10 protein-coding genes are annotated in these 13,938 nt (G+C 61.6%); 7 read left to right on the plus strand and 3 right to left on the minus strand.

The features are described 5' to 3' along the window. Positions 1-8 precede the first annotated feature (8 nt). The 4 genes from BM413_RS07480 (at position 9) to BM413_RS07495 (ending at position 5,851) form a co-directional block, all read left to right on the plus strand. A complete protein-coding gene (locus BM413_RS07480) occupies positions 9-788 on the plus strand; it encodes a PP2C family protein-serine/threonine phosphatase (RefSeq protein WP_091911944.1) in 780 nt (259 codons plus the stop codon). A gap of 6 nt (positions 789-794) precedes the next feature. Beyond that, on the plus strand, positions 795-2,999 hold the full coding sequence (locus BM413_RS07485) for a serine/threonine protein kinase (protein ID WP_091911946.1): 2,205 nt from the start codon (positions 795-797) through the stop codon (positions 2,997-2,999). A 209-nt stretch (positions 3,000-3,208) separates the two neighbouring features. Further along, positions 3,209-3,541, plus strand: a complete 333-nt coding sequence (locus BM413_RS07490) for a hypothetical protein (RefSeq protein ID WP_091911948.1) — start codon at positions 3,209-3,211, stop codon at positions 3,539-3,541. A gap of 45 nt (positions 3,542-3,586) precedes the next feature. After that, positions 3,587-5,851 carry a glycosyltransferase gene (locus tag BM413_RS07495; protein ID WP_091911949.1) on the plus strand — a complete coding sequence of 755 codons (2,265 nt, stop codon included), beginning with the start codon at positions 3,587-3,589 and terminating at the stop codon, positions 5,849-5,851. On the opposite strand, the gene BM413_RS07500 is transcribed toward BM413_RS07495, so the two are convergent. Then, positions 5,784-6,344: a hypothetical protein gene (locus BM413_RS07500; RefSeq protein WP_139238564.1), complete on the minus strand. Its 561-nt coding sequence runs from the start codon at positions 6,342-6,344 to the stop codon at positions 5,784-5,786. The genes BM413_RS07495 and BM413_RS07500 overlap by 68 nt on opposite strands. A 60-nt stretch (positions 6,345-6,404) precedes the next feature. Then, the gene (locus BM413_RS07505) at positions 6,405-8,483 is read right to left on the minus strand and encodes a caspase family protein (protein ID WP_244537796.1); all 2,079 of its coding nucleotides are present in this window, start codon (positions 8,481-8,483) and stop codon (positions 6,405-6,407) included. Positions 8,484-8,730: 247 nt separating this feature from the next. Between BM413_RS07505 and BM413_RS07510 the strand changes: the two genes are divergently transcribed. Continuing rightward, positions 8,731-9,192, plus strand: a complete 462-nt coding sequence (locus BM413_RS07510) for a DUF1036 domain-containing protein (RefSeq protein ID WP_091911954.1) — start codon at positions 8,731-8,733, stop codon at positions 9,190-9,192. 162 nt (positions 9,193-9,354) lie between these two features. After that, positions 9,355-11,859 carry a peptidoglycan DD-metalloendopeptidase family protein gene (locus tag BM413_RS07515; protein WP_091911956.1) on the plus strand — a complete coding sequence of 835 codons (2,505 nt, stop codon included), beginning with the start codon at positions 9,355-9,357 and terminating at the stop codon, positions 11,857-11,859. A 72-nt stretch (positions 11,860-11,931) separates the two neighbouring features. On the opposite strand, the gene BM413_RS07520 is transcribed toward BM413_RS07515, so the two are convergent. Then, the gene (locus tag BM413_RS07520; protein ID WP_091911958.1) at positions 11,932-12,456 is read right to left on the minus strand and encodes an OmpA family protein; all 525 of its coding nucleotides are present in this window, start codon (positions 12,454-12,456) and stop codon (positions 11,932-11,934) included. Positions 12,457-12,703: 247 nt separating this feature from the next. Here BM413_RS07520 and tagH point away from each other — a divergent pair, with 247 nt between their 5' ends. Then, positions 12,704-13,927 (plus strand): type VI secretion system-associated FHA domain protein TagH, encoded by a 1,224-nt coding sequence (tagH, locus tag BM413_RS07525; protein ID WP_348272893.1) that lies wholly within the window; start codon positions 12,704-12,706, stop codon positions 13,925-13,927. The last annotated feature ends 11 nt before the right edge of the window (positions 13,928-13,938 follow it).

Below are 13,938 nucleotides of genomic sequence, written 5' to 3' on the forward strand. Positions count from 1 at the left end.
GAACCGTCATGATGAAGCATGTCTTCGACATCGACAGCGACGGCGCCACCCACACCGGCTGCATTCGCGAGCTTAACGAGGACCGCTTTCTGGTCCAGTCCGACAGCGGCCTGTTTGCGGTGGCCGACGGCATGGGTGGGCATGACGGGGGCGAGCTTGCCAGCAACAGCATCGTCGAGAACCTGAAGTCGATCGGCGTTCCAAGCTCCGCACGGGATCTGCGCGCACGCTTCGAAGACCGGGTGACGACGGCCAATCGCGAAATCCGGGAAATCGCCTTGCGGCGCAATGCCGGCATGATCGGCTCGACGCTGGCGGCACTTCTGACCTTCGAGCATCAATATGCCTGCCTTTGGGCCGGCGACAGCCGCATCTACATGCTGCGCGACGGAAACCTGTCGCAGCTGTCGCGCGATCACACCGAAGTGCAGGACCTTCTCGACCGCGGCCTGCTTACGCCCGAGGAGGCGGCGGTATCGCCACGGCGCAACGTGATTACCCGCGCCATCGGCACGTTCGACAACCCGACACTTGATTTCACCTATGGAAGAATCCGCGCGCAGGACAAGTTCCTGATCTGCAGCGACGGCCTGACCGCCCATGTTTCCGACGACGAGATGCGGCGGGTGCTCAGCCGTCATAGCGCACGCGAAGCCTGCGCCATCCTTCTCAGGTTGACGCTCGACCGCGGCGCGGTCGACAATGTCACCGTCGTCGTTGTCCAGTTCCGCAATTCTCCGGCCAATATCACGCGCGGGCGACCGGGCGAATGGCCGAGCCAGATGTGAGTTGCCATGACTTCGGATGGAAAAACCCGCATCGCCGTCAACAGAACGACCCTTGAGCCGGGCACGCAGCTGAACGACACCTATGAGATCGACGCCCGCATCGCCTCGGGCGGGATGGGCGAGGTCTATCGCGGGCATAATATCCAGACGGGCGAGCCGGTCGCGATCAAGACCATCCTGCCCGAACTTGCAGACGATGAGGCGATATTCGCGCTGTTCAAGAAGGAGGCGACCATTCTTGGCCGCCTGCATCATGAAACCATCGTGCGCTACTATTCCTTCTCGCGCGATCCTCGTCTTGGACGGCCCTATCTGGCGATGGAATTCGTCGACGGGCAATCGTTGGCCGAACGCATCGCCATCAGCCCGCTGGATGCGAACGAGGCACGGCTGCTGTTCATCCGGGTGGCGGACGGGCTGGCGCTGGCCCATAAGGCTGGCGTGATCCACCGCGATCTTTCGCCCGACAATATCATCCTGCAGCATGGCGACGTCAGTCAGCCCAAGATCATCGACTTCGGCATCGCACGCTCGGCCAATGTCGGCGGCGGCACGCTGATCGGCGGCAATTTCGCCGGCAAATACAATTTCGTCTCGCCCGAGCAACTGGGCATCAAGAACCTTGAAGTCACGGCGCGATCGGACCTCTACAGCCTCGGCCTGGTGATTGCCGCCGCCCTTCGCGGTGCGCCGCTCGATATGGGCGGCTCCCACGTCGAAGTTATCGACAAGCGCCGCACGGTTCCTGACCTGACGGATATCGATGCCGGCCTGCGGCCACTCGTGCAGGCGATGCTGCAACCGGAGGAGAACGACCGGCCCGACAACGCCGAACAGGTGGCAGCTTGGCTTCGCTCGGCGAGGATCGGATCGGCCAAGCCGGCATCAACCGGCGGTGGATCAGCGGAGGCAGCCACGCAGCCGCCCGATACGCTGGGCTCGCATTCGCCTTTTGGAAACTCTGCGCCCTCTTCCGGCTCGCTTGGCCGGCACGCAGCCGCGTTGGAAGGGCCTATCGCATCATCCGGCTTGGGGCCGCCACCGTCATCTGCCCCAGCGCACGCCACCGGCCGTCTGAACCTGGCCGGCAGCAGCACCGCGCCAAGAGCGTCCAGAACTGCCCTGGTAGGCGGCCTGCTGGTGCTGCTTCTGGCAGGCGGTGCGGGAGGCGCCTATTATCTCGGGCTGTTCGGGCAGTCCACGACAAGCGAAACCACGAGCCAGCCATCTGTGCCGCAAATTGTCGTGAAACAGGAACCGGAAAAGCAGCCGGCGGGGCCCAGCCTCGATGACATATTGAAGGAAGCAGAGTCGAAAACGCCGCCGCAGAATGTCGAGCCAAAGCCGCAAGAGGAGGCAAAGACCACGCCCGAGGAAAAGCCGGCTGAGTCTACGCCCGCCTCGCCTCCGGTCGCTATTACTCCGACTCCAACTGAAAGCGAGCCGAGCACCGAGCCCGGTGCTGCGACGCCGCCCGAAACCGGACCGGCCACCCCGCCGCAAGGCCAGCCGGCAGAGGCTGAGCCGACATTGCCCCAGCGCACGCCGACCGAAACGAAGGAAGCAGCACTCGACATGGTGGAAACCGCCGAGCAGAGCGTCTCATGGCTGCGAAACTACGATGGCGGCCGCTGTTTCTTCGCAGCCGTTACCACGGTCTCGGATCAGTCGATCGACATTAAGGGTTTCGGTCTGACGAAAGAGCCATTCGAGCGGCTCTACAACACGCTGAAGCAGAAAAGCACCAAGGAGCCGGAGGTCAACGGGCAGTTGATAACGGATGCGCAGTGCGCCGTGACCGAGTTTCTGAATGCCGTCCAGCCAACGGCAAAGGACAGCCCGTCGCTTACCTTGCTTGCCGACAGGCTGAAGCCCGGTGAAAATCTTGTCGCCACCGTCGGCAAGAAGGGAACGAGAAATCTCGACCTTCTGTTGGTCGATAGCGACGGCTTCGTCTACAACATGGGCAGCTTCGCCACCAAGGTCACCGAAGGCGACAAGGAGACCTTCGAGCTGAAATTCCAGAGCGCGCGGCTTCGGGATGTGTCTCCTGAAATGGTCATCGCGCTTGCCAGCGATCAGGACCTCGGTCTGCCGGCGGGAAGGACGGTCTCGCGAGCAGCCGACCTGTTTCCCAAACTCGCGCGAAAGATCGACGGCATGAACGGAAGCTTCGGCGTCGACTTCGGCTATTTTCTCGTGACCGAATAACCGCGCGCGGTTGTCCCACACCCCATGGTGCAGCCATCTATATTCGGCAACCAAGCGTTTATATTACCTCGATTTGCATCCGCCCTTTATTCGAAATGGGTATATCAGTTTTCTTCCGAAACTTTACAATCGACCGAAGATCAATTGATTTGACGCACTTGTCTTGCAGAGTTCTACTTGTCTTCTAATTGAAGAGGGGGCGTTGGCACATGCTCAAGCGCTTTTCTGTTCTTGGATCGGTGTTGCTTGCGGCGTGTGTGCCGTTTCAGCGCATGGCGGCACCCACCCCGGTTTCCAGGGTCGATACCTGCAATCCGGTGCCGTTCAATCTCGCGGAAAAACTCGCCTGGCATGCCGCCCTGAAGCAGAACACGTCGGCAGCCTATCGCAGCTTCATCAAGAACCATCCGCGCAGTTGCTACGTGCCCAGGGCGAAAGCCAAGATGAGCAGAGCGGTCGTTGCCAAGCCTGTGACGATGCGGAACATACCCAAGGCACCGCGCCCGAAATCCCCAGCACCCCGCAGAGCGGCATACCCTTGAACTGCCCGCTCAAGACACCGACAACAATGCTGGCAAGTCCGGTTCATGCATTTTGACATCGTCCATGCCGCCGACCCCAGGTTCCCCGGAGGAACGTCCTCCGCCTTGCGGGCGGAACTGAAAGCTGCGCATCGGTTCGGACTGAGTTGCGCCTTCATTCCGTTTGTCGGCAGGCGCGGCCCTCTCATCGGCGGCTTCGAAAGGCGCACGGCAAAGCTGATCGACGAGCTGGGCGTGCCCTGGCTGACGGGCGAGGAAATCGTCACCTGCGACGTTCTTTTTGCCCATCATCCGCAGGTCTTCGAGCACATGCCTGCCGCTTCGGTGAACATTCGCCCGCGCCATGTCGTCTGCATTGCCCATCACCCGCCCTTCGACGGTGCATGGGCGCCTCAGTATGAGACAGCGATCGTGCAGCGCAATCTCGAGCGGCTGTTCGGCGCTCCGGTGTCGTTCGCGCCGGTCGGCCCCAAGGTTCGCCAACAGTTTGAGAAACTGGTCGGAGAAAAACCCCGGCTGCTGCGCCACGACCTGTGGAACATGATCGACATGGCGGACTGGCAGGATCGCCGCAGACCGCCGCCCGAACGCAGCGCAGTACTGGGCCGTCACTCCCGTGCCGATCCGCTCAAATGGCCGGACACGCAGGACGATCTTCTGGCTGCCTATCCGGATGCGAAGCATCTGTCGATCGAAGTGCTGGGCGGTGTTCCCGAAGCGATCCGACCCTGGATCGGAGCCAACTGGAACATCCTTCCCTATGCGGATGACGGTGTTTGTGAATTCCTTAGCCGGCTCGACTTCTATGTTTATTTTCACAGCCGCCGCTGGGTCGAGGCATTTGGGCTCGGCATTACCGAGGCCATGGCAAGCGGACTGGTGACGATTATCGACCCCTGCCACGCCGATCTATTCGGGGAAGGCGCGATATATACCGACGTCAGGGATGTCGCGGCGGAAATCGATCGGCTGATTTCATCGCCGGCGTCCTACGCAGAACAATCGGCGCTGGCTCGAAAAGTGGCTGCGGAGCGATTTTCGATAGAAACCTATCCGGCACGCATGGCCGAACTCTATGACGACCTTGAACTGCCAAGCTTGCCTGCGCTGAACGCCGCGCGGATAGCCAAGCTCAGGCGCCAGACGGCCGCAAGTGCGTCAGTACCCGAGCAGCCGGCGGGAGCCCCGCGCCATGCATCGAAAAAACGTGTCCTGTTCGTCGCGACCAACGGCATCGGCCTTGGGCACATCACCCGGCTGATGGCGATTGCCGAACGCATGTCGCCGGACATCGAGCCCATATTCTTCACCCGCTCAGCGGGATCGGCATTGATCGCGATGCGCGGCCACGCGGTGGACTACATTCCCTGGGCGGTGAAAGTGGGCGTCACGGACGACAGCTGGAACATCGCCTACGCGCAGGAGTTGCTCGCCGCGATCGAAAGCATGGACATTGCGGCGGTCGTCTTCGATGGCACCTATCCCTTTCCCGGTCTCGTCAACGTCGCGTCGGCGCGGCCCGACCTTTCCTGGGTCTGGGTGCGGCGCGCTTTGTGGGTTCGCGGCCAGGCGCTGTCGGCCCACCTTCAATCCTGCTTCGACATGATTATCGAGCCGGGCGAATATGCGCAGGACGAAGACCGGGGGCCGACCACGGACATGCCCGGTCAGGTCGCCGCCGTCTCTCCGATCCTTCTCAACGATCCCGGCTCCGGCCTTTGCCGCGCCGACGCGGCGGCACGGCTAGGCGTCGACCACAAGCGCTTCACCGTCGCCATTCAGCTTGGTTCGCAACGCAATTTCGATTTCGAGGATTTGCCGGAGCTGATCATCAAGGACCTGATCCGCCGGGACATTCAGGTGGTGCGGATCAACCATCCGCTCGCCCCTCCCATCGGCGACGAGATACCAGGTATCGTGCGCCGCATCCTCTATCCGCTCTCGGATTGCCTGAGCGCGATCGATCTGATGATCACCAATGCGAGCTACAACAGCTTTCACGAATGCGTCTTCGGCGGCATCCCGGCGATCTTCGTTCCGAATGAAGCGCCGGAAATGGACGACCAGCATCTGCGCGCGACCTATGCCCACTCCACCCATGTCGGGCTGCGCCTGCGCGCGTCCGAACTCGGCCGCGTGTCACAGACGATCGATATCGCGCTGTCGCAGGATTTTCGCGAAGAATTGCGCCGCCGCTCTGCCCGCCTCGAATTTATCAACGGCGGCCACGAGGCGGCCCGTCTTATCGAGCAGCTTGTGTTTTCGGTTCGAGCCGACGCGCCGCTTCATGCCGCTCTTGCACGGGTCTAGGTGAAGCATTCGTTTCGGCAATATCTTGCGCCGGCGCGGCCATCTGCGTTGCCAGGAATTCGTCGAAGGTCAGGGAAAGCTCGATCTCGCTGGCAAAATTCCACTTGGCCATGATGAGAGCCCACCGCCGCCGCACATAGCGCTGGTACTCGTCATCCCGCAACAGCCGAAGGTGACGGCGCGAGGGCATGAACTCGATCGGGGCGGCCGTGACGGCTATGAGATCCGGGCGCAGCTCCGACATGACGATCACCGGAAATTCCTGCGCCTCGCGACAGGCGGCCGCGACGGCGTCGAGGATTTCCGCAATGTTGGGCGGCGTATCTCCAAGCAGCGATATCAGGATGCGCGGCCTGGCCTCCTTCTCCCCATCGACCAGCACATAGCGAATTCCTTCCTGCCCGTCAGCGGCAGGCAGATCCGCTGGCGAAGCGGCATTGCCATGGCTCAGCCAGGGGATGGTCGTGCGGATATGATCGAACCAACGGCGCAAGAAAAAGACCCTAACCAACTGCGATGACAACCAAACTTTTCATTCCGGCGAAGCTCGCCACTACTTTCCGTTCTGCTGGATGAACAACTCGACATCCGCATCGATCTTCTTGCGTGCGTCCGCTTTCAGGCGGTCGCCTATCGCGTTCTTGATCTCCTCGGCGTTGTCGGCCTTGAAGCGCACCGCCAGTGCTGCATTGAAATAGGCAAGGCGCAGATCAGGTTTTCCGCCGGAGAGGCTTCCATCCCGATAGCCTTTGGCGAGGTCGAGATAGGCGTCCTCGAAGCCGCGTCGGGCCGAGAGTTCCAGCAAGCTCAGCGCGCGCACGGAGTCGACCGGCACGCCATCGTCGCCCTTGAGGAAGACGCGCGCCGCGAAATATGGGGCGTATTGATTGCCCATGTCGGTCGCGCGCAGCATCAGGTCGAGGCCGCGCCGGACATCCTTGTCGACGCCCGAGCCACCGACATAGGCCCGGCCGAGATTGGCCATGGCGTCGATCTGCCCGGCATCGGATGCCGCCGCATAGAGCTTTGCCGCTTCAACGGGGTCTTTTCCGACACCGACGCCTCGATTGTAGGAATCGCCCAATGCGGTGATGGCGTTCGTCCAGCCGCTCGATGCGGCAAGCCGGTACCAGAGGATGCCCTCTTCGGGATTTTTCGGCACGCCCTGCCCCTTGATATAGGCCGAGCCGACATTGGTGCGTGCCCGCAGATTTCCGAGTGCCGACGCCTGCATGTAAAAATCGAGCGCGCGATCGTAATCGACCTCGCGGCCCAGGCCGACGCGGGCCAAATAGCCAAGATTGACGAGTGCCGCGCTGTATTGCTGGCGGCCGGCCAGGGCGTAGAAATGCTCGGCCCAGTCATAGCGGCCCGCGATCTCGAGCACGCGGCCGAGCTGGAACTGCAGGCGCGGGTTGGTCAGATCGGCAGCGAGTGCGAAGGCGCAGGCCCGCAGGCCGTCGCGGACATTGACCATGCCGTTGGTCACGCCGGGAACCGCGCGTTGTGGATCGTTGGGATCGGCGGCGTAGAGATCGCAATCCGATACCATCGCCTTCATGCCATGCGCCGTGTCCGGCAGCTTGCGCGGCCAGACACGGAACGTCTCGCTTACCGCGCGCTCACCCGCCTGCTGGAAGACGAATTCCTCGCCGGCGGCCTCGGTGTTGGCGTCTGCCGGCGGCGGGGCGGAAATCGCCGTGGAAGCCAGCGCGCCGTTTATGTAGAGGCCGCGCTGGTTCAATTCCGCGACCTTGACGCTGCTGCGGCTTTTGGCTTCCGGTGCGTATTTGCTGTTTGGAAACACGCTGGCGAAGCGGGCGAAATCTTCCGGGTCCGGGCTTTCGCGAATGAAGGCCCAGAGCACCTCATCGACGGTCAGTTCGCTGCCCGCTTGCGGCGCTGCCGGCTCCTGGGCCGCACTCGCATCGCCTGTCCTAAAAATGAATTTCGTTTCGATGGAGCCTGTGATCCAGGGGATCTGCGATCCGCCGGTCGCCATGCGCACGTCGCCGCGCACGGTGCGGAAGGTGTCGTAGATGTCGAGATTGGGCTGCAGGAACGCATTGGCCAGTGCGGATGAATACGGGCTGTTGACGCCGGTGCCGTCATAGGCGACCTCGCCGGCGCTGGTCGCAAAGGCAATCAGTACCTGCCCGGTACCGGACTCGGTGTTTGCCAGGCCCTGTTGCAACCCCTCCTCTGTCGCGACCGGGTTGGTGCGGCAGGCATCGAGGATGATGAGCTTTATGCCGACCGGATCGTCCTTGACGATGTCGATGAGCGTGTTGAGCGCAATCGCGTCGTCAACGACCTGCTTGACCGAGCCGGTGCGCACGTCGACCGGCAGAAGCAGGTTCTGGCCTTTATACTGCACGGCATGCCCGGCATAGTACAGCACCGCCATATCGGCTCCCACAAGATGCTTGCGGATCGCATCCTGCAAGTCCTTCCCCGCCGCCTTGTTCACGTCGTAGAAAAGCAGGACGTCGAAACCGAGTTCGGTCAGCGTAGAGGCAATCAGCTTGGCGTCATTCTTCGGATTGGTCAGGGGTGCGAATTTGTACTCGCCGTTGCCGACCACGATGGCTGCACGGCGCTCAGCCTGAGCCGCGCTCGCAAAAATCTGCACGAGAAATACGACAAGTATGGCGAAGCAAATTTTCGCCCGTCGAAACAAGGAACGTTCCCGTGTCATGTTTCCAGGAGTCCAATTGTTCGCGGATTCAATCCAGTTCTTTTGGATAGCGCAAAAGCGCGTGGGATTCTATTGTAAAAGCGGGTTTCGAGCGTCCCCGGCAGTACCAAATCCGTAGTAATCGACGGCTTGCAAAATAGTCTGTATCAACTGCACTTCGAAGGTTGGCGATGTCGAACCCATGAGGAACTCCGCTTCCGCCCTGTTGGCCAATGCTTTTTGGAAAGGGTGCGCCCTGCCCGCTTTCGCCATCTTCTATGCCGGGTTTGCCGGTGCTGCTCATGCCCAGTTCGCCATCTGCAACCAGACGATCGACGCGATCAACGTCTCTGTCGCCAAGGAAACCAGCGGCACTTTCGGCACCGAAGGGTGGTGGACCATTGGCGCCAATCGTTGCGTCGACGTGATCAAGGAGGAACTCACCGGCCGCTACGTCTATGTCTATGCCACCGACGTCTTTGGCCAGCCGATCCTGACCGGCGACTATGAAGGTCACGACATGTGCATCGGCACCCGGCGCTTTTCCATTCAGGGCACCGATTCCTGCTGGCAGCGCGGCTACCAATCCGCCCGCTTCAGGCTGGTCGACACCAAGGAAATGTCTCGCTGGACTTTTTTCCTGAAAGATCCCGAGGCGAACTGAATACAAACAACGCGCAAAATAACTTGGGCATCTGTGATGTTGATCTCATCACAACACCTCCATTCATTGTAATCTAGCAATGTCACTAAGCTTTTCCGGCGGCTGTTTTGTCGTCATCACTTGTGGCGTATTCTTCGTCAGCGGCATCCAGGCCCATTTCCGATGCACCAGTTGGACGACAGCTTCCGCAAGAAGCGGAAGCAGCAGGAGGTAGAGCGCAAGCGCACGCTGCGCCGCCAGATCGCGCTTGCCGTCTCGGCTGGGCTCGTTCTTGCGGTCTCTGCCGGCACCTACTTCCTTTCCGGCTACTGGCGGCCGCAGGCAATCGAAACAACCGAGACAAGACCGCAGGCCGCGGCTCCCGAGAAGCCGCAACGTCCGGTTTTCGTCAATGCGATCGTCGATCTGGCCGGCGACCCGCTGATCATCCGGCTCGGCTCGGCGGGCGGCGGCGCGTCTCAGAAGCTGCATGAACTTCCGGTGCCGCCGGACCTCAACCAGCCCCAAATCCCCGAGACGGTGCAGGTTCTGTCGGACACGATGCTTTCTTCCAGCCAGCGCATCATGGCGCTGCCGTCCAGTCCCGAGGATTTCGCCTTCTTCCAATCGCAGAGCGGACGTAACCAGCCGCCGACCGACCTTTCGGCACTGCCGGACCAGACAAACACTGCGCCGGTGGAGGAAACCACGAACGACGATGCGGCAGCAACACCGGACGCCGCCGGCGGCGATGAAGCATCCGACGAGGTGCTTGTGCCTGTCGCAGGCCAGGATGACCTCGAAGAAGACGGCTCGATAGCCACGGACGAAGAAGTTCCAGCTGAAGATATGCAGGCCACCCCCTCGTCGGAGCCGGGCGGCATGATCGGCGAAGACGGGGCCGATGCCGATGCCGGCTGGAGCGAGACGGCGGGGCAGCCGAAGGAAGCGCTTCCGGCGATCAAGCCGACGGCGATCGAGGACACCACAACCGTCGGCCTCGTCAATCGCGAGGCCGACCGTTTCCGCACGACGGAAGACTTCACCGTCTCGATCAAGGGCGAGCGCTCGCTGGAAAGCATCATCGCCGAATATGGCTTCAGCGCCGACGACGCCAAAAAGGCCGCCGAGGCCGCCAAGACGATCATCGGGGTGGATATGCTTGGCGATCGCTACATCGTCGGTTTGCGCGGCTTTCGGCCTGACGCCCGTCAAGGCAGATACGGCCTCGCCCAGCTTTCGGTGAATGCGCCGGAAAAATACATCGGAACCATCGCGCTGGGCGATGACGGCCAGTTCGTCGCTGGAGCAGACCCGTGGATAGACGAAGACCTGTCCAGCTATTCGCAGACCGTCACGCCGGAAGCACAGAACCTCAGCTACCGCCTGCTCGACGCGGTCTACAGCACGGCGACACGCAACCAGGTGCCGAGCGGCGTTACCGGCGAAGCGATCATGCTGATGTCGCGATCCTTCGACCTGCAGGCGATGACAACGAAGGACGACAGGCTGGTCATCATTTTCGCCAAATCCGGCCGCGATACGGGCCGCAACACCGGCCGCGTGCTCTACGCCGCCATCCGCGGACCGGACCGGAATCTGGAATGCTTCGTCTACCAGCCGGCTCCGGGTGCGGATTTTTCCTGCATGACCGAAAAGGATGCGACCCACAGCGTCACTACCACCAACGGCATGGTCAACCCGGTCAACGGCGTCCTGACCTCGACCTTCGGGCCACGCCGGCATCCGATCCTCGGGCGGGTTCTGTTGCACAAGGGGGTGGACTGGAAGGCGCCGATCGGAACACCGGTAATGGCAGCCTTCGACGGCACGATCGAATATGCGGGCGACGGCAAGGGCTACGGCAATGTCATACGCATCGCGCATGGCAACGGGAAAACCACTGCCTATGCCCATCTGAGCCGGTTCGAGAATGGGGTGCAGCCGGGGCTCGCGGTCAAGGCCGGCGACACCATCGGCTTTGTCGGTACGACCGGCCTTTCCACCGGCCCGCATCTTCACTTCGAACTCTACATGAACGGCGTTCCCATAAACCCGCTGGAGACTGCAGTCGCGCAGGCAACGCCCTCCACCGATCCCGATGGTGCGGCGGTCGAGATTCTGGTGAACCGCATCATCCATGTTGAAAGTGCGGGCAACGCCAGGGCGAAGAATTCGCGATCCTCGGCGACCGGGCTCGGCCAGTTCATCAACTCGACATGGATCCGCATGATGCGGACCTATCGGCCCGACCTGTTCCAGTCGATGTCCAGCTCGGCCCTGCTCGCGCTGCGCTTCGACCCGACCATCTCGCGTGAAATGGTCGAGCATCTGGCGCGGGAAAATGAGGCGCGGTTGCGCTCGCATGGCCATGGCATCACCGCCGGCCGGCTCTACCTCGCGCATTTCCTCGGACCGGAAGGCGCCCATATCGTGCTGGCCGCGTCGGGCGATGCGTCACTTGCCGCCATCCTCGGCAGTCAGGTCATCAGCGCGAACCCGTTCCTGACCGGCAAGAACGCGGCTTACGTCGTTGCATGGGCCGAAAAGAAGATGACCGGAAGGGCCGTGCGCGCGACAACCGACGGCCCGACAGTGGCGCAGACCGTGGTCAGGACCTCGCCGGAGTTCGTGCGCTATCGCGAGGCGATGCAGAAAGTGGTGGAGACGATCGAAACGACCCTGTGAGCGCCGATAGATCGAAAACAGAAATGGGGATGCGCCGGCGCATCCCCTTCTTCGACGTCAATTATTCGCGCGCTACTGAACCTGCAGTCTCAGTTCCACGCGCCGGTTGATCGCGTCCATCGGATCGGCGGTGCGCGGCTTGGTCTTGCCCATGCCGACCGCGGTTACCCGGTCTCCGGCAATTCCGTTCTTCAGGAGGAAGGCGGTCACGGCCTGCGCGCGCCGCTCCGACAGGCCGAAATTATACTCGTCCGTTCCCCGCGCATCCGTATGACCCTCGACGACGAAGTGCGCCGTCGACAAGCGCCTGTCGGAAAGCGCCTTGGCGAACTCCTTCAGGTTTTGCTGGGCCTGGCTGGTGAACTGCGTTGAATTGAGCTCGAAATTGATGAGCATGTCGAAGCCGGCAGGCTTGGGCTTGCTCTGCTCGCATTCGGCGGTCGTGCCAATGCAGATGCCACGCGTTGCGCCCTGATTGGCGGATTTCGCGAAGAAATCAATAATCTCGTTGGCTTTCACCTGCGAGTCCGCGAAAGCAGACGGAGCAGCAAGCGATACCGCGCCGAACAAGACGGCGGCTAAATACTTTCCATTCATCGGAATTCTCCTTCGTGGAAGGAAATCGTTGCAAGAATAAAATTACGGAATATCGCTGTCAACTTTCCATAGAGCATTTGTTGTATAAATATAGCCTGATTATATTCCACCTTAAGATGTATAAAACGGGTTTGCCTCCACCCTTTGTCGCCCAAAAATCCATGACGCTTTCCCCCGTATGGGACCGACAAGGGCGATAGACACCGGGCCGTCGCAATTGCCATCCATCTGTCGCGGCGGTTAGACTGTGACGTTAGCTATCGGGATCGCGCGCCCCAAGCCGCTGGCCACTCGCGACGGACTTTTCCTGATGACGATCAACCTGACGATCGAGAACCTGACCGAACTGCCGACCGGCGGGCCCACACGATTCCGGTCGCATGATCGCGGCTTCGAAATCGGGCGGGAAAATTGCGATTGGGTGCTGCCGGATCCGAACATGTTCATTTCCGGCCGGCACTGCGAGGTCCGGTATGAGAACGGCAGCTATTGGCTGCATGATGTCTCGCGCAACGGAACCTTCGTCAACGGGGCGACCCAGCGCGTCAAAAGCCCTTATCAGCTGAACAATGGCGACCGGCTCCAGATCGGCCACTATCTCGTTTCGGTTTCCATCACCGCCGACGCCGGCGTTCAACCGTCGCAAGCGCCGTGGGGGCCGGAAAATGTCTGGGGAACCGACGCACCGGGGACCCCATCGCGCTCGGTCCAGCCGGCAAGGGCCGAGCCCGTCCACGGAGCGCCTGCCCGGCCACTGGATGACTTTTCGTTTTCATTCGAAGGCGAAGCTGCCGCCGCGCCAGCACGACCGTCAGCGCAAGCGGCACCGGAGCCATTTCAGCCGCAGGCTACGCCACCGTCCTCACCGGCCCACGCTCCCATGGGTGCGGCGCAGTCCGGCAGTGCGGAAGCGCTGTTGCGGGCGATAGCTGTTGGCGCCGGCGTCTCGCCGGATATTTTCATGCAGCGCGACCCCTCGGATGTCGCCGCCGAAATCGGGCTGGTGCTGCGCACGGCAGTGGAGGAACTCGCTTTGCTCCTGAAGGCGCGCGCATCCGCCAAGGTGCTTGCCCGCAGCAACAGCCGCACGATGATCGGCGCGGTCGACAACAACCCGCTGAAATTCGTGCCGCGTCCCGAGGAAATGCTGGAAATCATGTTCACCCGGCGCCGGGCCGGCTATCTCGACGCCAAGCACAGCATCGACGAGGCGTTTCGCGATCTCAAGACCCACGAATTCGCGACCTTTGCCGCGATGCAGACGGCGCTGTCGCGGCTGCTCGAGGATTTGTCGCCCGAGGCGATCGAGAAGAAAGTGCCCGCATCCGCCTTCGCTTCCAGGAAGAGCCGCGCCTGGGACACATTCGTTGCGACATGGGAAGCCAAGGAAAAGCCGCATGAGAACGGCATGCTGGATGTGTTCCTGACCTATTTCGCCGACGCCTACGCGAAGGCCTCGAAGCCGAAATAGTGCACGGGCGT

Source organism: Mesorhizobium sp. YR577 (assembly GCF_900116595.1).
GTDB lineage: Bacteria > Pseudomonadota > Alphaproteobacteria > Rhizobiales > Rhizobiaceae > Mesorhizobium_M.